The sequence below is a fragment of the Pedobacter sp. genome (assembly GCF_045627485.1).
In the GTDB taxonomy this organism is placed as follows: domain Bacteria; phylum Bacteroidota; class Bacteroidia; order Sphingobacteriales; family Sphingobacteriaceae; genus Pedobacter.
The window spans coordinates 66,547-90,883 of the sequence record NZ_JAZQNU010000073.1; the positions used below are offsets into that span (position 1 = coordinate 66,547).

The 24,337-nt window shown below is 42.3% G+C and carries 21 protein-coding genes and 1 riboswitch; of the genes, 11 read left to right on the forward strand and 10 right to left on the reverse strand.

What is annotated here, in order from left to right:
- Positions 1 to 13: 13 nt before the first annotated feature.
- The 3 genes from ACR2F3_RS05515 to ACR2F3_RS05525 form a co-directional block, all read right to left on the reverse strand.
- The gene (locus tag ACR2F3_RS05515) at positions 14 to 1,345 is read right to left on the reverse strand and encodes an O-acetylhomoserine aminocarboxypropyltransferase/cysteine synthase family protein (protein WP_432708976.1); all 1,332 of its coding nucleotides are present in this window, start codon (positions 1,343 to 1,345) and stop codon (positions 14 to 16) included.
- A 56-nt stretch (positions 1,346 to 1,401) separates the two neighbouring features.
- Positions 1,402 to 1,554, reverse strand: coding sequence for a hypothetical protein (locus ACR2F3_RS05520; RefSeq protein ID WP_432708977.1), 153 nt, complete (start codon positions 1,552 to 1,554; stop codon positions 1,402 to 1,404).
- 19 nt (positions 1,555 to 1,573) lie between these two features.
- A riboswitch (SAM riboswitch) is annotated at positions 1,574 to 1,686 on the reverse strand.
- A 123-nt stretch (positions 1,687 to 1,809) separates the two neighbouring features.
- A complete protein-coding gene (locus ACR2F3_RS05525) occupies positions 1,810 to 2,925 on the reverse strand; it encodes a trans-sulfuration enzyme family protein (protein WP_432708978.1) in 1,116 nt (371 codons plus the stop codon).
- Between the two features lie 53 nt (positions 2,926 to 2,978).
- Between ACR2F3_RS05525 and ACR2F3_RS05530 the strand changes: the two genes are divergently transcribed.
- Positions 2,979 to 3,470, forward strand: coding sequence for a hypothetical protein (locus tag ACR2F3_RS05530; protein ID WP_432708979.1), 492 nt, complete (start codon positions 2,979 to 2,981; stop codon positions 3,468 to 3,470).
- 94 nt (positions 3,471 to 3,564) lie between these two features.
- Here ACR2F3_RS05530 and ACR2F3_RS05535 read toward each other — a convergent pair whose 3' ends face one another.
- On the reverse strand, positions 3,565 to 5,670 hold the full coding sequence (locus ACR2F3_RS05535; RefSeq protein WP_432708980.1) for a family 20 glycosylhydrolase: 2,106 nt from the start codon (positions 5,668 to 5,670) through the stop codon (positions 3,565 to 3,567).
- A gap of 576 nt (positions 5,671 to 6,246) precedes the next feature.
- Here ACR2F3_RS05535 and ACR2F3_RS05540 point away from each other — a divergent pair.
- From ACR2F3_RS05540 to ACR2F3_RS05555, 4 genes are all read left to right on the forward strand, one after another.
- Entirely contained in the window at positions 6,247 to 7,839 is a 1,593-nt protein-coding gene (locus ACR2F3_RS05540; RefSeq protein WP_432708981.1) for an exo-alpha-sialidase, read from the forward strand.
- 245 nt (positions 7,840 to 8,084) lie between these two features.
- A complete protein-coding gene (gene mqnE / locus ACR2F3_RS05545) occupies positions 8,085 to 9,275 on the forward strand; it encodes an aminofutalosine synthase MqnE (RefSeq protein ID WP_432708982.1) in 1,191 nt (396 codons plus the stop codon).
- A 6-nt stretch (positions 9,276 to 9,281) separates the two neighbouring features.
- Positions 9,282 to 9,896: a histidine phosphatase family protein gene (locus ACR2F3_RS05550; RefSeq protein WP_432708983.1), complete on the forward strand. Its 615-nt coding sequence runs from the start codon at positions 9,282 to 9,284 to the stop codon at positions 9,894 to 9,896.
- Positions 9,897 to 9,901: 5 nt separating this feature from the next.
- Positions 9,902 to 10,627, forward strand: coding sequence for a menaquinone biosynthetic enzyme MqnA/MqnD family protein (locus ACR2F3_RS05555; RefSeq protein ID WP_432708984.1), 726 nt, complete (start codon positions 9,902 to 9,904; stop codon positions 10,625 to 10,627).
- On the opposite strand, the gene ACR2F3_RS05560 is transcribed toward ACR2F3_RS05555, so the two are convergent.
- The gene (locus ACR2F3_RS05560) at positions 10,609 to 11,616 is read right to left on the reverse strand and encodes an exo-alpha-sialidase (RefSeq protein WP_432708985.1); all 1,008 of its coding nucleotides are present in this window, start codon (positions 11,614 to 11,616) and stop codon (positions 10,609 to 10,611) included. The genes ACR2F3_RS05555 and ACR2F3_RS05560 overlap by 19 nt on opposite strands.
- A gap of 343 nt (positions 11,617 to 11,959) precedes the next feature.
- Here ACR2F3_RS05560 and mutS point away from each other — a divergent pair, with 343 nt between their 5' ends.
- The 4 genes from mutS (at position 11,960) to ACR2F3_RS05580 (ending at position 18,121) form a co-directional block, all read left to right on the forward strand.
- Positions 11,960 to 14,569 carry a DNA mismatch repair protein MutS gene (mutS, locus tag ACR2F3_RS05565; protein WP_432708986.1) on the forward strand — a complete coding sequence of 870 codons (2,610 nt, stop codon included), beginning with the start codon at positions 11,960 to 11,962 and terminating at the stop codon, positions 14,567 to 14,569.
- Positions 14,570 to 14,571: 2 nt separating this feature from the next.
- On the forward strand, positions 14,572 to 15,063 hold the full coding sequence (locus ACR2F3_RS05570) for a C40 family peptidase (protein WP_432708987.1): 492 nt from the start codon (positions 14,572 to 14,574) through the stop codon (positions 15,061 to 15,063).
- A 188-nt stretch (positions 15,064 to 15,251) separates the two neighbouring features.
- Positions 15,252 to 16,247 carry an exonuclease domain-containing protein gene (locus ACR2F3_RS05575; RefSeq protein ID WP_432708988.1) on the forward strand — a complete coding sequence of 332 codons (996 nt, stop codon included), beginning with the start codon at positions 15,252 to 15,254 and terminating at the stop codon, positions 16,245 to 16,247.
- Positions 16,247 to 18,121, forward strand: a complete 1,875-nt coding sequence (locus ACR2F3_RS05580; protein WP_432708989.1) for a M1 family metallopeptidase — start codon at positions 16,247 to 16,249, stop codon at positions 18,119 to 18,121. Before ACR2F3_RS05575 ends, ACR2F3_RS05580 begins: the two co-directional genes overlap by 1 nt.
- 19 nt (positions 18,122 to 18,140) lie before the next feature.
- On the opposite strand, the gene queG is transcribed toward ACR2F3_RS05580, so the two are convergent.
- The gene (queG, locus tag ACR2F3_RS05585; RefSeq protein ID WP_432708990.1) at positions 18,141 to 19,058 is read right to left on the reverse strand and encodes a tRNA epoxyqueuosine(34) reductase QueG; all 918 of its coding nucleotides are present in this window, start codon (positions 19,056 to 19,058) and stop codon (positions 18,141 to 18,143) included.
- Positions 19,059 to 19,167: 109 nt separating this feature from the next.
- Between queG and ACR2F3_RS05590 the strand changes: the two genes are divergently transcribed.
- Positions 19,168 to 19,392: a hypothetical protein gene (locus tag ACR2F3_RS05590; RefSeq protein ID WP_432708991.1), complete on the forward strand. Its 225-nt coding sequence runs from the start codon at positions 19,168 to 19,170 to the stop codon at positions 19,390 to 19,392.
- A 2-nt stretch (positions 19,393 to 19,394) separates the two neighbouring features.
- Here ACR2F3_RS05590 and ACR2F3_RS05595 read toward each other — a convergent pair whose 3' ends face one another.
- The 4 genes from ACR2F3_RS05595 to pdxH are packed head-to-tail and all read right to left on the reverse strand — an operon-like array spanning position 19,395 to position 23,546.
- Complete coding sequence (locus ACR2F3_RS05595; protein ID WP_432708992.1) at positions 19,395 to 20,909, reverse strand: GNAT family N-acetyltransferase; 1,515 nt, start codon at positions 20,907 to 20,909, stop codon at positions 19,395 to 19,397.
- 39 nt (positions 20,910 to 20,948) lie between these two features.
- Positions 20,949 to 21,971, reverse strand: coding sequence for a Holliday junction branch migration DNA helicase RuvB (gene ruvB, locus ACR2F3_RS05600; RefSeq protein ID WP_432708993.1), 1,023 nt, complete (start codon positions 21,969 to 21,971; stop codon positions 20,949 to 20,951).
- A 27-nt stretch (positions 21,972 to 21,998) separates the two neighbouring features.
- Entirely contained in the window at positions 21,999 to 22,889 is an 891-nt protein-coding gene (locus ACR2F3_RS05605; protein ID WP_432709007.1) for a 3-hydroxybutyryl-CoA dehydrogenase, read from the reverse strand.
- Positions 22,890 to 22,895: 6 nt separating this feature from the next.
- Positions 22,896 to 23,546, reverse strand: a complete 651-nt coding sequence (pdxH, locus tag ACR2F3_RS05610; RefSeq protein ID WP_432708994.1) for a pyridoxamine 5'-phosphate oxidase — start codon at positions 23,544 to 23,546, stop codon at positions 22,896 to 22,898.
- A 62-nt stretch (positions 23,547 to 23,608) separates the two neighbouring features.
- Between pdxH and ACR2F3_RS05615 the strand changes: the two genes are divergently transcribed.
- A complete protein-coding gene (locus ACR2F3_RS05615; protein ID WP_432708995.1) occupies positions 23,609 to 24,160 on the forward strand; it encodes a YqgE/AlgH family protein in 552 nt (183 codons plus the stop codon).
- The last annotated feature ends 177 nt before the right edge of the window (positions 24,161 to 24,337 follow it).

Sequence of the window (24,337 nt, forward strand, 5' to 3'; positions counted from 1 at the left end):
TTTCGTTCTTAGATTAGGCAGGTTCCTGTTGCAGGTTTTGCTGTTGTTTAACTTTTTCAAATGCCTGTTCGAAATCAGCTTTGATATCATCAATATGTTCAATACCTACTGAAACGCGCAACTGGTTGGCAGTTACACCCGCTGCTTTTTGTTCGCTCTCATTCAATTGCTGGTGGGTAGTAGCAGAAGGCTGGATGATCAGCGTTTTGGCATCGCCAACATTTGCAAGGTGACTAACCAGTTGAAGGTTGTCTACCAAACCAGTAACTTCGGATTTACTGCCCTCCAGTTCAAAGGATAGTACTGCACCGAAACCATTTTTTAAATATTTTTTTGCCAGGTGATGGTAAGGGCTACTTTCCAGGCCGGGGTAGCTTACCGAGCGCACCAAAGGGTGATTTTCAAGCCAGGTAGCCAGCTCAAGTGCATTGTCTACGTGGCGTTGTACACGAAGTGATAAAGTTTCCAGTCCTTGGATTAACAGAAAAGAGTTGAATGGCGACAGTGCAGGACCGAAGTCGCGCAAACCCTCTACACGTGCACGGATGGCGAATTGTATATTTCCGAATGGGCCATTTGGACCGAATACTTCAGAAAACACCAAGCCGTGGTAACCGTCTGAAGGGCTGGAGAACTGCGGATACTTGCCATTGCCCCAGTTGTAATTTCCACCGTCAACGATAACCCCGCCAATGCTTGTGCCATGACCACCGATCCATTTTGTTGCAGACTCGACCACCACATGGGCGCCATGTTCCAGAGGACGGAAGAGGTAACCACCAGCACCAAATGTATTGTCAACCACTAAGGGCAGGTCGTGTTTATTAGCGATAGCAGCTATTTTCTCGAAATCAGGGATACTAAAAGAGGGGTTACCCACTGTTTCAAGGTAAATTGCCTTGGTTTTTTCATCTACCAGGGCGTTAATATCTTCAGGTTTGTCTACGTCTACAAAGCGTACTTCTATGCCTAATCTTTTAAAACTTACTTTAAACTGGTTATAGCTACCACCATATAAGTGGGAAGAGGAAATAAAATTATCACCAGCTTCAAGGATGTTGTTTAGGGCAATAAATTGAGCTGCTTGTCCGGAGGCTACGGCAACTGCCGCCACGCCACCTTCAAGGGCAGCGATGCGTTTTTCAAACACATCTGTGGTGGGGTTCATGATCCTGGTGTAGATATTACCAAATTCTTTCAGTGCGAATAAATTAGCACCGTGTTCAGAGTTTTTGAACACATAAGATGTGGTTTGATAAATAGGAACTGCGCGGGAGCCTGTTGAGGGATCTACTTCCTGACCTGCATGTAGCTGCAGCGTCTCAAATTTTAAGTTTGCTGACATGATATAGAATGTTAAGTAAAACTGTTGGGTTGATGATGCTTAAAGAAGCATATAGACTAAAGCGTACCTTCCTGAGAAAGGCCTTCCAGAAGTAAAAAATGCAACAGGAAGATTTTTAAATTAGTATATGCAGCAGCACATACAACAGGCAGTAGCATAGAAGCGGCCTGGGGACTTAACGTTTTCGCTAGCGCGATTTTGGTGATCATTCGTTTTCATAGGGTCTCAATTTTATCTTTCCATATAACACCTGTTATCTGGTCAGGAATTGGCACCTTCTTCCTTGCGGGAGGGTTGCCAGTGGGTCAATGAGCCTGTCTCTCGCCACTTCTTTATAAATCAAAACCAAAAAGGCATTGACTTGAACCAGCTTTCAACGCCGGTACGCAAATGTAGCGAATAGAAATTAAATTCAAAATATTATTCTGAAATATTTAATTTCTATACGCTATAAAACAATATAATTAGGTTAACGCTTGGTTAATGTCGTTAACCAGATCGTCGATATGTTCGAGACCTACAGAGATGCGAATTAAATTTGGTGGAGTTTTAGTGTCGGGACCTTCTACAGAAAAACGGTGTTCTATCAAACTTTCCACACCACCTAAACTGGTGGCCTGAGAAAAGATTTTTACCTTATTAACTACTTTTCTAGTGGCTTCTACATCGCCTTTCACTAAAATGGATAACATGCCACCAAAACCACTCATTTGCTTTTTAGCAACTTCATGTTGTGGATGGGAGGGTAATCCAGGGTAGAAAACGGCCTCTACCTGTGGGTGTTTTTCCAGGTATTGAGCCAGCGCCATGCCATTGTCGCTATGCCCACGCATGCGGTAAGGCAAGGTTTTCAGGCTTCTTAAGAGCAGGAAGCAATCAAATGGCGCAGATACAGCACCACCAATCTGCTGGATATTTTTTATCTTTTCCCAGAATTCGTCTTTTACTGCAGTAATTAAGGCACCACCCAATACGTCGCTATGTCCACCAATATATTTGGTCGTGGAGTGCATCACGATATCTGCGCCCAGACTTATTGGGTTTTGTAAACATGGGGAGGCGAAAGTGCTGTCGCATGCCAATAGCAGTCCCTTTGCTTTGGTAATGGCGGCAACGGCAGCGATATCTGTTACCTTTAAGAGGGGGTTTGACGGGGTTTCGATCCAAACCATCACGGTATTAGGTTTTATGTACCGCTCAACATTTGTCGTATCAGTTAAATCGACAAAGTCGAATTCCAGGGTGTCCGCAAAAATAGACTGTAATTGTTTTTTAAAACCCCAATACATGTCATCTGGTGCAATGATATGACTTCCAGGTTTTAAGGCCTGGAAAATGGTCATGCCAGCGGTATTTCCGGAAGAAAAGACAGCCGCATCGGCACCTTGCTCAAGGGCTGTTAATGCTGCTTCTAAGGCACTTCTATTTGGATTACTTACCCTGCTATACATGTGGCCACCAGAATAGCCACCATCTTCGTTACGTAAAAAGGTAGTAGACAGGTTAATCGGCGAAGTTACATCGCCAGTGGATGCGTGGTGAATATTTCCGCTATGTATCGCTATGGTTTCTTGTTTCATATACTGGTGATTTTTGGCAAGGTTTGTGTAAAGCATGTTGCAAATACAAGTATATGAAAAGAATATTAGTTATAGCAGCCATTTTATGTAGTTCATTAATGGTGTTGCAAAGTTGTTCGAGCACAAGTAATACCGCTTCAACCAGTTTGAAACGTGGAAAAGTAACAGGAACATGGGTATTAAATGACATAACTTTTGAAGGTGTTCCGGCCATAGCCGTAAAATCATTATTTGACGAGGCTTCTTACAAATGTTTTATTGGAAGTACATGGACATTGACCAATAGTGGCAATGGTAGTTACATGTTACCTGGTGGTAGCGAATGCCCTTCAGGTACACAAAGTATTTTCTGGTCTGTAAGCACAGCAGATGAGACTTTCCAATTCAAAAAAATATATGAAGGTGATAAGGCTAAAAATGTAACCACAGGTTACAGATTAGTGCTTTCTGAAACTTCTGGCGACCGTTTGGTGCTTAAATCGCCGATAGAATATGGTAACTCCACAGCATATGTAGTAATGAACTTTACAAAAGCTGCAAAATAATTTTTAGTTTACGTTTTAGTTTAGGTAAAAAAGGCGCCCATCGGCGCCTTTTTTTTGTTTACATGCTGTCGCTGGATAGGGTTTGTAAACACTATTATAGAGTTAAGATCTCTTCATCCGACAACAACCTGTTCCATACTTGTAAATCATCTATCATTCCATTAAAGCCACCAATCTGCTCAAGAGGAAAAAATAGGGTCTCCACCTTACGCATTTTAGTTTTATCCTTATCAGTATACTGGATCCAGTTGTCCTTCAGGCTTTTTTGTAAACGGCCATTAATGTACAGGTTTGTTCCTTTTGCTGTACCTGAAATGGTGATGTGTGTCCAGGTTTTTTCGGGAACGGTATAATCAAAATCGTAATGGTAACCATCCCTGGAAAATCCTAGTTTTCCATTGTTGCCCTGCTTGAGTTTAACTTCTGAATGAGATGATTTAAAAAGGGTGATGTTTCCGCCCGGGTTGTCGGAAGGGTTGATCCAGAAGGAAACGGTATAATCATAGCCTATTTCTTTATAAGGCAGTTTGGCAAAGCTATTGGATCCGGTAAAGGACAAGGCCTTCCCTTTTTTTCCATTTGCGTAGCTGGCTTGACTGACTTGTATATTTTTGTTGCGTTTATCGAAAGTGTAAGCAACGACTGGCGACTGGCTGGTCCTACCAATTTTACCCCTGATGTTAATGGAGGGTCCTTCACCGATGTTTTTTCTTTCCGCATCAAAAGTCTCATAGGTCATGATGGTTTTATCGCCACCCCACATTTTTTGCGACAGTACCTGCATGGCTGGGAACACCCGGTCGTTTACATCTTTTTCACTGATGCCATTACCTACTATATCGTTCCATGCCGCAAATGCACCTCCAATAATGGTGCTGTCGCCAGCCGCAAAGCGAACATTGCCAACCTGAAGGGGGCTCCATTTGTCATAGATGTTTTTGTAATTCAGGTAATCATAATAATAACCTGCGGCTGGCACAATATACAGCCATCCGTCTGGCGTGCTGATTTGCTTATAGCCCAGTTTTTTCATTTCAATAGGATCGGCATAACCATTATACCATGCGTTTATGTTTACATTTTTGACCCTTACCGGGGTTTTTCCGGCGGCATGAGTGAGGGCACCCCAAATGCGCACAGTTTTTCCATAACTTTGCACGTGTTCAATCATCTGGTCTGTGAAAGCACGGAAAAGTTCTGCTTCTTTTTTATCATACTCATCCGTTCCGATGTGAACTTCAGTACCTGTGAATACAGGCTGATCGCCACTCAAGTATTCTTTGAACACATTTTTCATCATCTCCAGAGATCCAGGATGCTTTAAATCGAGGTGATCCATGCCGTAGGCCTTACTGCCCAGTTCTGGTTTTACCTTAGTAAAGGCCAATGCATGGGCTGGCGCATCGATCTCGGGGATAATAGTCAGGGCGTAATCCTTAGCCAGGGCCTGCAAAGCGATGAATTCCTTTTTTGTATAAGATCCGTCTTTGGCGGTAAGACCGGGGTAGGTTTCGTTTTCTAAGCGAAAAGCAGAATAAGTTTTATCCCAGTTTTCATCGAAATACTTCTTGAAGCCGTTGTCGTTCAGGTGGATCTGAAAGTCATTGAACTTGTAATAAGACATGAGTTTTACATAATCCTGCAGGAAGGAAATGCTGAAAAACTTGCGGCCCACATCGAGCACAAAACTACGCACTTTAAATTCAGGGAAGTCTTTCGCGCTTCCTTGTGGAATGCTTTTTTTATGTTCGAGCAATTGCAACAAAGTGCGTGTTCCGTAGAATAAGCCCTTGTAGTTATTTGCGCTGATGCTCAGGTATTCGCTGGCCTTAAAATTGTAGCCTTCTTCGCCGATACTGGTGTCGGTATCGCCCAGGCTTAATACGATATCTCCTTTTTTAGGGCTTTTGCTAACGATTTTTAAATTATAGCCTGTTTGCGCGTGGATATCATCCTTTAAAATAGAGGCTGCTTTTTCCAACGCTTCCTTTTTGCCTTTTGACAAAACGATCCTGCTGGAAGACTTGAGCAGGTACTCGCCTTTGCCACCATGCCATTCCCGCAAAGCGGGAATAACAAAGGGTTGGGGATTGGTTTGACTGGCGGTTTGCGCCATGGTATAGCTTGATAGACAAATTAGTGTGCCTATGGCCGCTAAAACCAATAAATGTGGTAGGTTTAGGTTGTTTTTTTTAATCATATTATTATTGAGAATAAGGTTGATTGATGCTGCTTTTGTCCAAAAAGTAGTAAACAGTTTCTGAACGATACCCGCAGCTTCATCGTTTTCCCGGGGTAAGTTGCGGGCATGAAGAACAAGACTGACCAGTAGCGCTCATAAATTTCAGCGAACGCATTTTGATTGCCTGACTTAAATAAGGTAAATAATTCATCATCTGTCAACGCATTTAAGGACATATTGCTAAATATAGAAGACTTTTTGCTAGAATATACCTGCAAACGTTTGCGTGATTTTCTACTTCGGCACTCGTGGTTTCAGATAATTATTATTTTTTCAAAGTTTTGTTCAGGCATTTCGAAAAAGAGTTCCTTGTTTAATGGGTTGGCCATCTTATTCTACTTTGCCATACCTACTTATATTACCGACTTGCTGGGTAATTATCAGATGAAGGGAGCCTTGGTAAATACTTTTACTTTGCTATGTTTGCCGGAATCGTTGTTGTTGCCTTTGCAGTACAGCTCTATTTTCTGCTGACAAAGCAAAATGTTTTCGTTAACACCTAATTCAACTATACACCTTTAAAATCTAATGACTATGCAAAAATTAAGAACCTACACCGGATTATTTCTTCTGCTGCTGTTAACGGCAGTAGGCTGTACACCAATAATACAACAAAGTGCAGGCGTCAATGCCGTAGAAATCACGGCAACGAAAACGACTAATCCCGTGTTGCAGCGTTTTGAATTTAATCCTGTGCTGCGGTTGGAGGTAAATATTCCTGAAGGTAATTCAACGATTGCGCTAAGCACTTTGGAAGGCGTGATGGATACCCATACCTTATCCTATATTAGTAAGTTGGAAGTTTATGCTACCAAACAGATGTATAACCCTACCGAAAGAAATAACCTGGACAAAGGACAGCTGATGGCAACGTTGGTGCCCTCAGCGAAGAAATTTTCCTTACAGGTGCCTGGAAAATTAGCATCAGGAAAACACCATTTGTGGATAAATGTATTGCTGAAAAATACTGCTGACATGGATGGAAAGGTGCAGTTAAAGATAACTAACCTTAAGGATGCTGCGGGTCGTCGGTACCCGGTGAAGCAAAATGAGTTAAGCAATCAACCCATCGGATTTGCCTTACGTAAACCTATGGATGATCAGGTTGTATCTTACCGCATACCTGGAATGGCCACTACAGATAAAGGCACCTTAATTTCCGTATATGATATCCGCTACGACAATAGTCGTGATTTACCCGCTAATATTGATGTGGGAATGAACAGAAGTACCGATGGTGGTAAAAGCTGGTCGGACATGAAAACAATTTTAGACATGGGTGGTCCAAAAGACAATAGTGGGATAGGTGATCCTGCAGTATTGTTTGACCCTGTAAGCAAGACGATTTGGGTAGCCGCATTATGGAGTAAAGGCAACAGGTCAATTGCAGGTTCTGGTCCAGGTTTAAGTCCCGATGAAACCGGTCAGATTATCTTGACCAAAAGCACAGATGATGGCTTAACCTGGTCTAAACCGATTAACATCACGTCTAAGGTGAAGAATCCAAAATGGCGTATCTTTTTCCCGGGCCCTGGAAATGGTATTGCGATGGCAGATGGTAAAATTGTTTTTGCTGCACAATATTGGGATGCCGATAAGATGCCACATTCTACTTTGATATATAGTGATGACCATGGAAAATCATGGAAGAGCGGCTTAGGTGCGAAATCGAATACCACAGAAAGTCAGCTGGTAGAAACCTCTCCAGGTACGCTGATGTTGAACATGCGTGACAACAGAGGTAAGTTTAGGAGTGTTGCTGTGACTAAAGATATGGGCATGACCTGGACTGAACATGCCACTTCCTACCATACGCTTCCAGATCCGGTATGTATGGCCAGCTTCATTAAAGCTAAAGTGAATGTAAACGGCAAAATGCGTGATGTGCTATTCTTTAGCAATCCGAATGTGTCAGATAGTCCGAGAAGGAACATCAGCATCAAAGCAAGTTTAGACTATGGCGAAACCTGGCAACCTGCCAATACCTTATTGTTAGATGAACGCGATTGTTTTGGCTATTCTGCCTTAACTAAAATTGACGATAACACCATTGGTATTCTGTACGAAGGGAAGAGCAGTTTGAAGTTTGTGCGTGTTCCGGTGAAGCAGATTATCAAATACCAATGATAAAAATTATTTTGTGCACCTTAAGGAGTGCATCAGGTGCGGAGTCCTTTGCTTTCCATTTGCCAAGGCAGGAATGGTACTGTCTGCAGTTGTTGAAAGAATATACATAGAGTTAAGTTTATAGGCGGTGCTATGGTTACCATAGAAGACGGTTCAAATGCCTTGAATTGTACTTTTACTTTTCAGAAACACGCGTTTCCTTATTTTTATGTTACTTTTGCCTTCATTCAGTTCAGAGATCAACCATGGAGAATATCGCCTTAAACTTATTACTCAACGACCCCGAATTATCACCCGCTTTAAAAGCAATTGCCCATAAGGTACAGTCGCGAGAAAGGATTTCAATGGAAGAGGGTGTTTACCTCTATGAACATGCCGAGCTGGGCTATTTAGGCGTACTGGCTAATTTCATCAGGGAAAGTAAACACGGTGATGATACCTTTTTTAACCGCAATTTTCATATTGAGCCTACTAACCTTTGCGTTTATGACTGCAAGTTCTGCTCTTATTCGCGCATGATCAGGCAAAAAGAAGAAGGCTGGGAAAGTACTGTAGAGAAGATGATGCAAAAACTACGTGAATACGATGGGGAACCTGTTACTGAAGTGCATCTTACGGGAGGCGTAGTGCCAAAGCAGAACCTTGATTTTTATGCCAGTTTCTTTAGGGCGGCTAAAGCCCATCGACCGGATCTACACATCAAAGCTTTAACCCCGGTAGAATATTTCTATATTTTTAAGAAGGCAAAATTAAGTCATTACGATGGCATGAAATACCTTAAGGAAGCAGGTCTGGATTCCATGCCTGGGGGAGGTGCAGAAATATTTCATCCTGAAATACGTGAGCAGATTGCCCATGATAAATGTAATGCTGAACAGTGGCTGGATATCCATGAACAAGCTCATAAACTGGGCATGCGAAGCAATGCGACCATGTTATATGGTCATATTGAAGCATACTGGCACCGGGTTGATCATATGGAGCGGTTGCGCCAGTTGCAGGATAAAACAGGTGGCTTTCAGGCATTCATCCCATTAAAATTCAGGAATCAAAACAACCAGATGTCACATGTTCCTGAAGTTTCGGTAATTGAAGATTTAAGGAATTATGCCATTGCCAGGATTTACCTTGATAATTTTGACCACATTAAAGCCTATTGGGCGATGATTAGCCGACAGACCGCTCAACTATCCTTAAATTTTGGCGTTGATGATATTGATGGTACGCTAGACGATACCACTAAAATTTATTCAATGGCAGGTGCCGAAGAACAAACGCCTGGCATGAGTACTCAGGAACTGGTTGAACTGATTAAACAGGTAAGGCGTCGTCCAATTGAACGCGATACTTTGTATAATGTGGTAACAGATTATACCAATGTAGAATTTGAAAGCGACAAAAAGCCCAGTTACTATAAACTTCCGGTGATCAATTAATAGATTATGGATAAAGAGTTATACATTATCAGGCATGGTGAAACAGCGTTAAACAAACACGGGATTGTACAGGGACGCGGCATTAACAGCGACCTGAATGACACGGGGAGGGAACAAGCTGCTGCTTTCTATGCAATGTATAAGGATTTACCATTCGACAAAATTTACGTGTCGGCGTTAAAACGTACACACCAGACTGTACAACAATTTACGGACGCGGGTATTCCCACTACCCAGCTGAGCGGATTGGATGAGTTAGCCTGGGGCGAATGGGAAGGCCAGGCAAGATCTGACGAATCCATTCTTGTATTTAGGGACCTGCTCGAACAGTGGACATCAGGTAATTATGACGCCAAATTAAATGGTGGCGAAAGCCCTAATGAAGTGGCTGCCCGCTTGCAGGAGGCCGTTGATGAAATTCTAAGTCACCCGGAAGAAAAGCTGGTGCTTATTTGTATGCATGGCCGTGCCATGCGCATATTGCTGTGCATGCTTTCGGGCAAACCCTTCTCAGAAATGGCTGATTTTCCACATCAGAATACCACCCTTTACCGGGTATCACTCACTGGTAAGCAGTTTACCATTACCGATTTTAATAATACCGACCATTTAAAAGTTTAAGCATCTTGGACAAAATAAAAATATCAGCTGTATCTTATACCAATACCAAACCCTTTATTTACGGACTAGAAAATTCTGACCTCATCAATAATATTGAACTTTCTTTAGATGTTCCTGCTGATTGTGCAGCAAAAGTAATTGACCAAACCGTTGACATTGGTTTGATGCCGGTAGCGGCTTTTCCACTGGTTCCAAATGCAAATATCATCGGCGCATATGGTATTGGCTCTGTAGGTGCTGTTAATTCAGTGTTTATTTTTAGCCATGTACCGGTTCAGGAAATAAAAACTGTTCGATTAGACCCACAATCACGTACTTCCAATAACCTCGCCAGGGTGTTATTAAAGTTTTATTGGAAGCAGGAAGTGGTCTTTACCACCGATCAGGATGCACATACCGATGCGATTGTATTAATTGGTGACCGCACCTTCAGCAACCGTGAAATCTATGCTCATGCCTATGATATGGGTGAAGAATGGTTGAAATTTACAGGATTACCTTTTCTATATGCTGCCTGGATAGCCAATAAAACTATTCCTTCCGCTTTCGTAGCACAGTTTAATGAAGCGTTGAAGTTTGGTTTGGACCAACGGAAGGAAGTGCTGCAAACCTTGCCGAAAATTGATGGTTTCGACATGGACGACTACCTGATGCATAAACTGGATTTTGAGTTAACTCCTCAGAAACGCGAAGCCATGAACTTGTTTCTATCTTACCTCCCGCGCCTGTAGATACGTCCTTCCTTCCAAAATACTTCACTGCGGTCGTCAGGATAATTCCGGGTGGTTAACAGTGCGAGCGTGGTATCGTTTACGAGAAATATAGAATTAAAATAACGACCTTCTTCTACAGGAAGATCGGGGTAGGGGAAAGTCAGGTTATTAAAGTTTTTCCCTATGCTGTTACCGGTCATCACCACTACATTATTTTTCTTCCATTCCGTATAGCGTTCTATTTTGCGGCCGCCTTCGGTTTGCATACTCATGATGGTTTCGCCGGTAGGCAGTTGAATGATACAGGGCGCACCACCCCAAATCGGGTCTATACTACTTACCCAGCGCCTGCCATTTTCATAGCTTCCTAGTTCCTCATATTTCCAGTTTGCTTTTAATGATGACCATAAAATTTCTGGTGACGTTGGATTTTCAACAGCTTCCAGTACAAAGAGAATTCCTTTATCTTCTTGTAACACCAGGGGGATAGGCATACCGTCTCTACCTTCAGGTGTAAAAGCTACCGTTCTTGGCTTGGACCACTTATGGCCATTGCTTAGTGAAGAGATCATAAGTACCTTTTGTTCATGGCGACCTTTCGCATTTTTGGTGCTGAGGATCTCATTGGAATAGAAGAGCTGTATCTCGCCAGTGGGGAGTTGTATCATTCCGGGTTCCCATGATCGGCCAAGACTTACGATGGCCGGGCGCCTCCAAGTGTTGCCTCCATCTTTACTGATTCGGATTTGCAGGTTGTTGTGAAGGCTATCGTCGGGGATTCCACGGCCGGTATAGGCCAGCATGAGCCATTTGTTTTTTAACACCAATAAATCAGGTGTCGAGAAGCCGCTGTAACGTTTATCATCACCGTCGGCCACAACGGTGGTATGTGGTAACCAGGTTTTGCCATTGTCAGTGCTTTTGCGCATGGCGATGTTATCCCATTCGTTCATTTTTTTTCCAAAGTGGTACACCAGTAACAGGGTGTCGCCGTTATACCTTCTCACGCGGCCGTATTCAGCAAAATACGCATCATGAGATACTTTCTTTTCACCGGGCTTCCAAACTATCTGTACATTTCTTAACGTGTCGTTAATCGGGGGGTGTCGGGTACGGCATATTTAAGAATCTTGAGTTCTTCATCCTGTTTACAAGACCAGACAAAAAATAGGAACAGCGAAAGTAAAATCAGTTGTAAATGTGTTTTGCTCATACCATTTAAATGCTTTTGCAGGAAATCGCAAAAACCTAACCATAACCATTAGCAGGTGTAATTCTTAAAAATTATCAACAAAATACGGTGCCTAAGAATGAAGGTAGTATATTTACGATTTTGTAAATAGAATCATTTTGGCCAAAGAAAAGAGTAAAGAAACACCATTAATGCAACAATATAATTCGATTAAGTCGAAATATCCTGGTGCATTATTATTGTTTAGGGTTGGTGATTTTTACGAGACATTTGGTTCGGATGCGGTAAAAACTTCACAGATATTAGGAATCGTATTGACTAGGCGTGGGAATGGCCCCGGTGGTCATATAGAACTAGCCGGATTTCCACATCATTCTTTAGAGAACTACCTGAGCAAACTGGTTCGTGCTGGTCAGCGGGTAGCGATCTGTGACCAGCTGGAAGATCCCAAGGCTACCAAAACCATTGTAAAGAGAGGGGTAACAGAATTAGTTACACCGGGTGTAGCTTACAATGATAACATCTTAAGTCAGAAATCAAACAATTATCTTGCCGCCGTATCTTTCGATAAAAGCGGCTATGGGGTGTCGTTATTAGATATTTCTACAGGAGAATTCCTGGTGGCACAAGGTAATGCCGAATATGTAGATAAAGTATTACAGGGTTTTAAACCCACAGAAGTGGTGTTTCAAAAGAGCCGGAGAAAGGAATTTCTGGAGCTTTTTGGTGATAAGTTTTATACTTATCACCTGGAGGACTGGGCATTTACCAGCGATTATGCCAATGAAACGTTGAATAAACATTTCGAGGTAGCATCGCTTAAAGGTTTTGGGGTAGAAAAATTGCAGGTGGGCATTATTGCTGCCGGTGTGGTGCTGCACTACCTGAATGAAACCGAACACCGTAATTTAAAACACATTACATCATTATCGAGGCTGGAAGAAGACCGTTTTATGTGGCTGGATCGCTTTACGATTCGCAACCTGGAACTGGTGAGCTCGCCACATGATAATGCAGTAACCTTATTTGATGTGCTGGATGAAACCTGTACACCTATGGGTGCGCGGTTGCTGCACAAGTGGATCATTATGCCGCTGAAGGAACTTAAGCCCATTGAAGAACGTTTAGGTATGGTCGAATTTCTGGTAGCACATGATGAGTTGTTGCAGGAACTATTGGGCCATATTAAACAGATCGGCGACCTGGAAAGACTGATTTCCAAAGTAGGTTTACAAAAGGCAGGCCCTCGTGAACTTTGTCAGCTTAAAAAGGCATTACATTACATTGAAGCGATTAAAACGCTTACTCAACAAAGCAATAATCCTTTTCTGTCGATCCTTGCCGATCAGTTGAATCCTTGTTTAACGATTCGCGAGAAGCTTGAACGAGAGTTGTTTCCTGACCCCCCTGCCTTGCTGATAAAAGGTAATGTGATTGCTGATGGCATTGATGCAGAGCTGGATCGCCTGCGGAAAATATCTTTTCATGGAAAAGATTACCTGCTGGAGATACAGAAAAGGGAAGCCGCTGCTACGGGTATTCCTTCGTTAAAGATTGCCTTTAATAATGTTTTCGGTTATTACCTGGAGGTTACCCATACCCATAAAGATAAAGTACCTGAGGGTTGGTTGCGTAAACAAACGCTGGTGAATGCGGAGCGTTACATTACCCCGGAATTAAAGGAATATGAAGAGCAGATTCTAGGTGCAGAAGAGAAGATACAACAGATTGAAATTCGCCTGTACAACGAGTTGATGTACCAGGTGGCCGCCTATATTAAACCTATACAGCTTAACGCGTACCTGGTTGCGCAGCTGGATGTGATGTTGTGTTTTGCACAACTAGCTGTAAAACACCACTATGTGAAGCCTGTTTTAAATACAGGAAAAGCTTTAGATATTAAAGGGGGACGGCATCCCGTGATTGAGCGTCGCCTGGCGGTTGGCGAAGAATACATTACCAATGATGTGTTCCTGGATAATGATAGTCAGCAAATCATTATCATTACCGGCCCCAACATGTCGGGTAAGTCGGCCATTTTACGGCAAACCGGTCTGATCGTATTGATGGCACAGATGGGATGTTTCGTGCCGGCTAAGTCGGCAACTATTGGCATTGTCGATAAGATGTTTACCAGGGTAGGAGCTTCTGATAATTTATCGTCGGGAGAAAGTACCTTTATGGTGGAGATGAATGAAACGGCGAGTATATTGAATAATATATCAGACCACAGTTTGATTTTGTTGGATGAAATTGGCCGCGGAACCAGCACTTATGATGGGATTTCGATTGCCTGGGCCATTGCAGAGTACCTGCACACGCACCCTACTGCAAGGCCAAAAACACTCTTTGCCACGCACTACCATGAGTTAAATGAACTCGCAAATACGATGAGCAGGATTAAAAACTTTAACGTTTCAATTAAAGAAGTAGGTAATCGTGTAATTTTTCTTCGTAAATTGGTTCCTGGAGGCAGTGAGCACAGTTTTGGTATCCATGTGGCCAAAATGGCCGGTATGCCGCCTAAGTTAATTGCCCGGGCCAATGAAATATTAAAGAAACTGGAGATTGACCGAACGGAAGGCCAGAGTATTAAGGACAGCATTAAAAAGGTGCAGAACCAGGCCTATCAATTGCATATGTTTGCCGTGGATGACCCTGTGCTTGTAAAAATACGCGATATGTTAAATAACCTCGATGTAAATGTTTTAACACCAGTGGAGGCGTTGCTGAAATTGGATGAGATACAGCGGGTAATTAAAGAATAACCATGGTAAAGAGAATATGGATATTGGCGATAGCCTGTTGTTTGTTAGCGGCCTGTGGCACAAGAAAACATACGCCTTACCGGGTAGATGCGGGTGCGGCCGCTGCTGATGCCATGTCGAAGTTAAGTAATAAGTCTTTATATAACTTCATTACTGATTGGACAGGCGTACAGTACCGTTTGGGAGGATTGGATAAAAAAGGGATCGACTGTTCGGGTTTTGCATTATTGCTGGAGAAAAAGATCTACGGAATTGATCTTCCCAGACGGTCAAAAGATCAGGCAGAGGTGATCAAGAAGAAGTCTATTAACCAGTTAAAGGAGGGTGATTTGATCTTCTTTTCATTTGGTGGCAGGGAAGTAGACCATGTTGGCATATACCTGAATGGCGACCACTTTGTCCATGCTTCGCCTAGTCGCGGTGTGATTGTGGACAACCTGAATATTGCCGCTTATCAGAAAGCTTTGGTTAAGGCAGGGCCAGTAAACAACTGATTATCTTCTACTGTAAAGTTTGAAAATTCTGGGCAAGAAAAAACATTCCATGAGCGTTTAATTAATCAGGATATTAATGTCTTATTTATCTCTAACAAATAAGTGAGAATAAATGGATCATTTTAACGACTTTTGATTGCTACTAAAAGCAGGTCATATAAGATCAGGATTTACAAAGTATATATAAGATGAAATTAAATTTAAAACGTCCACTCGCATTTTTTGATCTGGAGACTACAGGTGTTAATGTAGGATCTGACCGCATCGTAGAGATTGCTATATTAAAAGCAATGCCAGATGGTACAGAAGAAATAAAAACCCTGAAAATTAATCCGGGGATGCCTATTCCCTTACAATCATCTTTGATTCACGGCATCTATGATGAACATGTTGCTGATGCGCCGTTATTTTCTGCTGTTGCACAGGAACTGGCAGACTTTATTGGCGATGCTGATTTAGCAGGTTATAATTCGAACCGTTTTGATATTCCGGTATTGCTGGAAGAATTCTTACGGGCAGGTGTTGATTTAGACATGTCTGACAGAAAGTTTGTTGATGTGCAGAACATTTTTCACCAGATGGAACAACGCACGCTTCGTGCAGCCTATAAATTTTATTGTGATAAAGATATTGTGAATGCCCACTCGGCAGAAGCTGATATCACCGCCACCTATCATGTGCTTTTAGCACAGTTGGATCGTTATAAGGATGTTGATTTTGAAGACAAACAAGGTAAAATCAGCCAGCCAGTAATCAATGACGTAGATGCTCTGCATCAGTTTACCAACATGAATAAACCGGTGGATTTTGCCGGCAGGATGGTTTATAATGAGAACAATAAAGAAGTTTTCAATTTTGGTAAGCATAAAGGCAAAACTGTTGAATCTGTATTTGATGTGGAGCCGAGTTATTATGCATGGATGAAGCAGGGTGATTTTCCTTTGTATACCAAGAAAAAACTGGATGAAATCTGGTTAAGGTGGAATAAAAAGAAAGATGAACTGAAAGCGGCAAAACAGGCTACGTCGGCCCAAGGTACGGTTCAAAAGACCGCACCAGCTCAGGCACCGGCTGCTAGACCTGCGGCTAAGCCCTATATAGCGAAACCCCAGTATAAAAAAGAGAAACCAGCTGCCGTAACTAATGATATGTTGGAACAACTTAAAATGAAGTTCGGTAAATAATGGTTAAGTTGAGTAAAACAGCCTTATTGCTGTTTCTGCTGCTTGGCTTTGCTGGTGCACAAGCACAGCAAACTTTGCCTGTGCCAGCGGAAATAGAGAAGGCCTATGCCGCTCATACCCGTTCGGCTACTGGTGAACCAGGTGCCGCCTATTGGCAGAATACCGCTGACTATGTTATTGACGTAGACTTTAATCCGGTTACACGTGTGTTAGCTGGTACAGTTGAAATCACCTATTTTAATAATAGTCCTGATCAGCTGGATACCCTTTGGTTTAAGTTATACCCTAACTTATACAAAAAAGGGGTTGCCCGTAAAGCGAAGATTAATGAACGCGATTTAGGAGAAGGCGTAAAGCTTTCGTCGATCATTATTGATGGCCAAAGCCTGGCGGCCGGATCATGGATTGAGGCAGGTACCAATATGAAGGTGCCTATTGCTCCATTAGCTTCGGGTAAAAAAATAAAGGTGGTATTAACTTATAGCTATACCTTAAATAAGGGATCTCATGTCCGTACAGGACAGGTGGATAATGGTTCCCATTTCGTTGCTTATTTCTTTCCACGTATCGCTGTTTACGACGATGTGGATGGCTGGAATAAATATCCTTATACCGGTGATGAAGAGTTTTACAATGACTTTTGTAACTTCAAAGTAGCTATCAAAATGCCTAAAGACTACCAGGTGTGGGCAACCGGTGATTTAACGAACGCAAAGGATATTTATCAGGATCATATTTATAATCGATTAAGACAGGCAGAAACCGAAGACGGTGTAGTTGACGTTTTCACTGAACAGGATCTGAAACAAAAGCAAATTACTAAAGGGAAACAATTTAATACCTGGACTTTTGAAGCCATAGAGGTAACCGATTTTGTTTTTGCTAGCAGCGATCATTACATCTGGAAATCGAGCAGTCTGGTGGTTGATTCCTTGACTAAACGCAGGACCCGCGTGGATGCGGTGTTCAATCCCTCGCACAAGGATTATTATGAAGTGATTGACTTTGCCCGTAAAACGGTAGAGGCGATGAGCTTTGTGTTCCCCAAATGGTCATTTCCCTACTCACATGAAACTATTTTTGATGGTTTAGACCAGATGGAATACCCAATGATGGTAAACGATAATCCGGTAGCTAAAAGGGAGGATGCGATTACCTTAACGGTACATGAAATTTTTCATACAATGTTTCCTTTTTATATGGGGACCAATGAAACGAAATATGCATGGATGGATGAAGGCTGGGCTACTATAGGGGAGTGGTTAATCAGTCCGATGATTGATACAAACATGGTTGACTTGTATGGCGTGGCACAAACTGCAGCCACATCAGGTACGACTAATGATTCTCCGATTATTACACCAACAACAAAATTGAAAGGTTCAGGTGCTTTTACCTCTTCATACCCTAAACCGGGTATGGGTTACCTGTTTGTTAAAGATTACTTGGGTGACAAGCTGTTTACCAAAGCTTTGCATCATTATATTGAGCAATGGAATGGGCAACACCCAACACCTTTCGATTTCTTTAACAGCATGAATGAAGGTGCTGGTAAAAACATGAACTGGTTCTGGAAAACCTGGTTCTTTGAAGAAGGCGTAACTGACCTGGCCATTGAGAAAGTGGATAAAAGTGACGAAGGTTATGTTGTGAGCATTCGTAATAAAAGTAAGAAGCCTTTGCCGATAGACCTGCGCATGGAATATGCTGATGGTTCTGTGAGTCATTTACACCATTCCATCGGCGTATGGGAGCAAGGCGACCAGGTGATTTCTATCGATGTACCAACGGGGAAGGTATTGAAGAAGGTAATACTTGGCGGAGGTCATGTTCCTGATAAGGAACCAAAAGACAACATTTACGTAGTAAAATAAAAATAGTTGCAATAGCAGATCAGGCCTCTTCGGAGGCCTTTTTTATGAATTCAATATTTCTGGTAAGGCCCTTAAATTTGGTTCTTTTCACGGCTGAGTGCTTGAAGATGGTTTTAAATACATCTTCTGTAATGTCTAACCAATCATTCTTTTTCATTTCCATTAAACCTGCTGCAGGTTCAAAGGCGGTTTCCTTATGGGGTACTGAAAAGCGGTTCCAGGGACATACATCCTGGCAGATGTCGCAACCAAACATCCAATTCTCCATTTTACCCGCAAAAGAAGCCGGTATTTCGTCTTTTAACTCAATAGTGAGATAAGAGATGCATTTGCTGGCGTCAACGGTGTAGGGAGCGATAATCGCTTCTGTAGGGCAGGCATCCAGGCAGCGGGTACAGCTGCCACAATGATCAGCAGTAAAGGGATGATCATACTCAAGGTCGAGGTCAATAATGAGTTCCGCCAGAAAAAAGAAAGATCCCGATTGTTTACTGAGCAGATTGCTGTGTTTACCTACCCAGCCGAGACCTGATTTTTTTGCCCAGGCCTTATCAAGCACGGGTGCCGAATCAACAAATGCCCTTCCTTTCACTTCGCCAATATTTTCCTGAATGAAGTGGAGCAGTTCGGAGAGTTTCTCTTTAATCACCAGGTGGTAATCTTTACCGTAGGCATATTTGGAAAGTTTAGGGGCCTCAGGATCTTCCTGTTCTTGTGCTGGGAAATAGTTTAAGCTACACGAAATGACTGACTTAGCGTCTTCTACCAAAAGTGTTGGGTCAAGTCTTTTATCGAAATGATTCTCCATATACGCCATTTGACCGTGGTGTTGATTCTTTAGCCATTGGCTGAGGCGCGGTGCCTCTTCTTCTAAAAAACCAGCTTTGGCAATACCGCATTGCTGGAAGCCCAAACGGCGGGCTTCTTCCTTAATCATATGGCTGTATTTAATGTGATGGTTAAACATGCGTATACAAAGATAGGGTTTTGCGAATAAAACCTTTTTAGGCCAATATTGTTAATTAAGGGTAACAAATTATACGATCATGGAAAATAACAAAACATCTCATTCAGAGGATCCCACCAAAAGCAGTAAACCCGTAGAGCATGATTATCCTGCACATGAAAATGACCCAGGACCATCGCCAGAGGCTGTTAATGAGCCTGATAACAAGGGTGCTGGGCCAGCAATGAAATGGGCCATTCCAATAGCAATAATTATATTGTTCATTATCTATTGGTTTATGTTCCGAGACGGTGGTGAAGTTTAGGCTTATTTCAATAAACGCACTTCATACAAATCATGACGACGGTCTTTCATGATTTTAACCGTTCCGAAATGATGCAACTCATCCAACAGGTGAAGGTCTACATCTACAATTAATACCATTTCGGTATTGGGCGTAGTTTCGGCTTTTACCGCATTGGTTGGGAAAGCGAAATCTGACGGCGTAAAGACAGCAGATTGCGCAAATTGTATATCCATATTATTCACCTTAGGTAAGTTACCTACACAACCTGCAATAGCCACATAACACTCATTCTCGATGGCCCTGGCTTGTGCGCAGTGCCTAACCCTCGTATAACCATTTTGGGTATCGGTTAAGAATGGTACAAACAGAATCTGCATCCCTTGATCAGCATAGATTCTGCTGAGCTCCGGGAATTCCACATCGTAACAGATTAAGATCCCAATTTTACCACAGTCGGTATCAAAAACCCTGATCTTATCGCCACCTGTCATCCCATAGTACTTATGTTCATTAGGCGTGATGTGAATTTTGCGATATTCTTCTGTTTTTCCACTTCTGTGGCATAAGTAAGTAGCATTGTACAACTTGTTGTTTTCTTTGTCAATGATCGGCATAGTACCCGAAATGACGTTTACGTTGTACGCCACTGCATATTCCTGAATTTTCTCTACGATTTCTTCAGTCTGTTCGGCCAGCATCCGCATGGCTTCAAGTTCGGGCAAATGATTGTAGGGCTGCAACAATGGGGTGTTGAAGAACTCTGGAAACATCACGAAATCAGATTTGTAACCGCTCACTGCATCAATAAAGAATTCTACCTGTTCATAGAAGGACTCGCGATCGGGGAACAAACGCATTTGCCATTGTACAAGGCCGATTCTAATTGTTTTGGCAGAACGCGCTGAAGCATCGATTCCCTGATAATAGATATTGTTCCATTCGAGTAGGGTAGCGAAATCTTTGGATTCATGATCTCCAGGAAGGTAATTTTTTAATACTTTAATTACGTGGAAATCATTAGAAAGCTGAAATGTAAGCGTCGGGTCGAATATTTCTTTTGCTTTTACCTTGTCAATATAAGCTCTTGGTGATAAGGTGTCAGCATATTCATGGTATCCGGGAATACGTCCACCGGCGATGATACTTTTTAGATTTAAGCTCTCGCACAGCTCCTTACGGGCTTCATATAACCTTCTACCTAAGCGTAAACCACGGTAATCAGGGCTTACAAAAATTTCGATTCCGTATAACACATCTCCATTGGGATCATGTGTAGAGAAGGTGTAATCACCAGTAATCATCCGGTAGGTGTGTTTGTCGCCATACTGATCATAATCTACGATGAGGGAGAGCGAACAGGCTACCACTTTATCGTCTACGGCGATACACAATTGTCCTTCAGGGAATAGTTTGAGTAGCCTGCTAATGCTGGCTTTACTCCATATAGAGCCACCTAGAGTATCGTAGGCCTGTGCCATTGATTCTTTAAGGTCGTCGTAATCTTCTAATGTTAATTTTCTTAATTCAATATTCATTTCAATAGGAATATGTTTCCATTTGCATGGAGGTGTAATTTAGAACAAACGGCCAGTTTGTGCCTGGTATGTTCTTTTTAAATGGACGTATGCAGCTTCAGTTACTTCGCGGCCCCTGGAGGTGCGCATTAAATAACCTTCCTGGATTAAAAAAGGTTCATAAACCTCTTCAATGGTGCCTTCGTCTTCGCCAACGGCCGTGGCAATAGTTTTAACACCTACAGGGCCCCCTTTGAACTTATCGATAATAGTAAGGAGTATTTTATTATCCATTTCATCTAATCCATGTTCATCGACATTTAAAGCGGTTAGCGCAAAACGGGCAATTTCTGTATCAATTTCGCCATTACCTTTAATCTGTGCAAAATCACGTGTACGTCGCAGTAATGCATTGGCAATACGTGGTGTACCACGACTCCGGCGGGCAATTTCATAAGCCCCTTCATCTGTAATGGGCGTTTTTAGGATCTCTGATGACCGTTGCACAATTGTGGTTAATAACTTCGCATCATAATAGGCTAAACGTGCATTAATCCCAAACCTTGCCCTTAATGGTGCAGTTAGCAAACCAGAACGGGTTGTGGCGCCTACCAGTGTAAATGGGTTTAAGTTAAGTTGCACGGAACGGGCATTCGGTCCGCTCTCCAGCATGATATCAATCTTAAAGTCCTCCATAGCCGAGTAGAGGTATTCTTCAACCAGTGGGCTTAAACGGTGTATTTCATCAATAAAAAGAATGTCCCCTGTATCTAGGTTGGTCAATAAGCCAGCCAGGTCTCCAGGTTTATCTAAAACCGGGCCAGAAGTTATCTTGATACCGGTATTCATTTCATTGGCAATGATATGGGAAAGCGTGGTTTTCCCTAATCCTGGAGGACCATGTAAGAGCACATGATCAAGAGATTCTCCACGTAATTTGGCGGCTTTTACAAAAATCTTAAGATTTTCCATGATTTTCTCCTGACCAGTAAAGTCTTCAAAGGTCTGAGGCCGCAGCACTTTTTCGATATCACGATCAATGGGCGTCAGGTTTTCAGAAGCAGGGTCAAGGTTTTCATTCATGTTTGCAAAGTTAAGATAATGTGAGCATTAAATGCGGAACTTGGCCGCTAGTTTTGCGTCTTTAACGCCGTTGGAATAGTCGTAAAAGCCTTCGCCCGACTTAATTCCTTTTTTTCCGGCCATCACCATGTTCACTAATAAAGGACAGGGCGCATATTTAGGATTTCCGAAACCGTCATGTAAAACGTTGAGTATAGCCAGGCAAACATCCAGGCCAATAAAATCCGCCAGTTGTAAAGGCCCCATGGGGTGTGCCATCCCTAATTTCATTACTGTATCTATTTCAGAAACACCGGCAACACCTTCGAATAGGGTGTATATCGCTTCGTTTATCATGGGCATCAAAATGCGGTTAGCCACAAAACCCGGATAGTCATTCACCTCTACCGGTGTTTTACCAAGTGCGTTAGAAAGGGCCATCACGGCAGCTGTAGTCTCCTCACTGGTGGCATAACCCCTGATCACTTCTACCAGTTTCATAACTGGAACAGGATTCATAAAATGCATGCCGATGACCTGGTGTCCACGGTTTGTAGCTGCAGCAATTTGTGTAATGGATATGGAGGAAGTATTGCTGGCCAATATGGCGTCAGCCTTGGCATAAGCATCCAGATCAGTAAATATCTTTAGCTTTAAGTCGAGGTATTCTGTTGCTGCTTCTACTATTAAGTCAGCTTCTACCACACCAGTTCTCATCTGTGTCGATTTACTGATGTTTTGAAGTGTATTTGCCTTTTCTTCTGCTGTGATGGTTCCTTTTGCAACCTGACGGTCGAGGTTTTTTGTTATTGTGGCAAGACCACGTTCTAAGGCTTCGTCATTGATGTCAATTAACACCACTGGAAAGCCGAATTGGGCAAAAGTGTGTGCAATGCCGTTACCCATGGTTCCGGAGCCTATAACGGCGATGTTTTTTATCATATATTATGGTGCTAATCTACTAATGGTCCATTGTCCATCGGTTAATTGGTAATTTATCCTGTCGTGCAAACGACTTGGACGTCCCTGCCAAAATTCTATATTCGTTGGATTGACCACATAACCACCCCAATGTAATGGTCTTGGGATATCCTTGTTTTCAAATTCCTTTGTTAATTCCAAAACCTTGTTTTCAAGGATATGGCGGTTAGGTAAGACACTGCTTTGCGGTGACGCAAGTGCGCCTATTTGGCTACCTATGGGGCGGGAATGAAAATAACGATCTGCTACTTCTGTATTGGTTTTACTTACTGTGCCCTCTATGCGCACCTGACGTTCCAAATCAGGCCAGAAGAAGACCAGTGCGGCCCTCGGGTTTTCTTCCAAATCGTGTCCTTTATGGCTGTTATAATTACTGTAAAAGGTGAAGCCATGTTCGTCGAAACCTTTTAAAAGAACCATTCTTGCGGCAGGTTTCCCAGTTTTATCGGCCGTAGCCAGGGTCATTACGTTCGGTTCAAAAAGTTGCGCTGTCATTGCATCTGTGAACCATTTCGCGAATTGTGCAATCGGGTCCTTTTCCACTTCATCTTCTGAGAGTGCGGCTGAACGATATTCCTGCCTTAAATTTTGTAACGTTTCTATGGTCAAGTCCATTCTACAAAAATAGGTTTTAGTTTATTCAAAATTATCAGTATTTTACCTAAATGTTAAGCAAATTGGAACCATCAGCTGGGAAACTACTGATCTCAGAACCATTCTTAAATGACCCAAACTTCTTGCGATCGGTCATCTTAATTGCCGAGTACACCCCGGAGGGTACCCTTGGCTTTGTATTGAACCATAAAAGTAAACTGTTATTGGGGGATTTGGTGCCCGATCTTGGGCCATCAGACTTTCCCGTTTATTTTGGCGGTCCTGTGGGCACAGACACCTTGCATATCATCCATCGTTGCTACGATAAAATGAATGATGGTGAAGAAATATCGCCCGGCATTTATTATGGTGCCAACCTGGAAACTTTAAAGGTATTGTTGGCTAATAATGATTTGGAACCAGATGAGGTTAAGTTCTTTATAGGCTATTCTGGCTGGGGTGAAGAGCAACTGTTACAGGAACTCAAGGAAAACACCTGGATTGTTTCTGATAAATATCACCCTGATGTGATCTTTTCTGCGAACGAAGAGGAGGTTTGGCGTGAGGTGATCATCAATTTGGGACCAAAATATGCTCATTTAAGTAACTTTCCTCAAAATCCAAACTTAAATTAAGAACCTGGCAGAAGTTAATTGGTAAGTGTTTATTGATTTAAGGCAGTAAACTTAGCCTGTGAGTAAGCGTAATTGATTTGTTTGTGCTTCTAAGGGATGTAAATAAAAGAAATCGTAAAATAATCAATATAAGTTCCCATTTTTGTTGAAAATTTTAGTGACACCCCATCTTTTAGA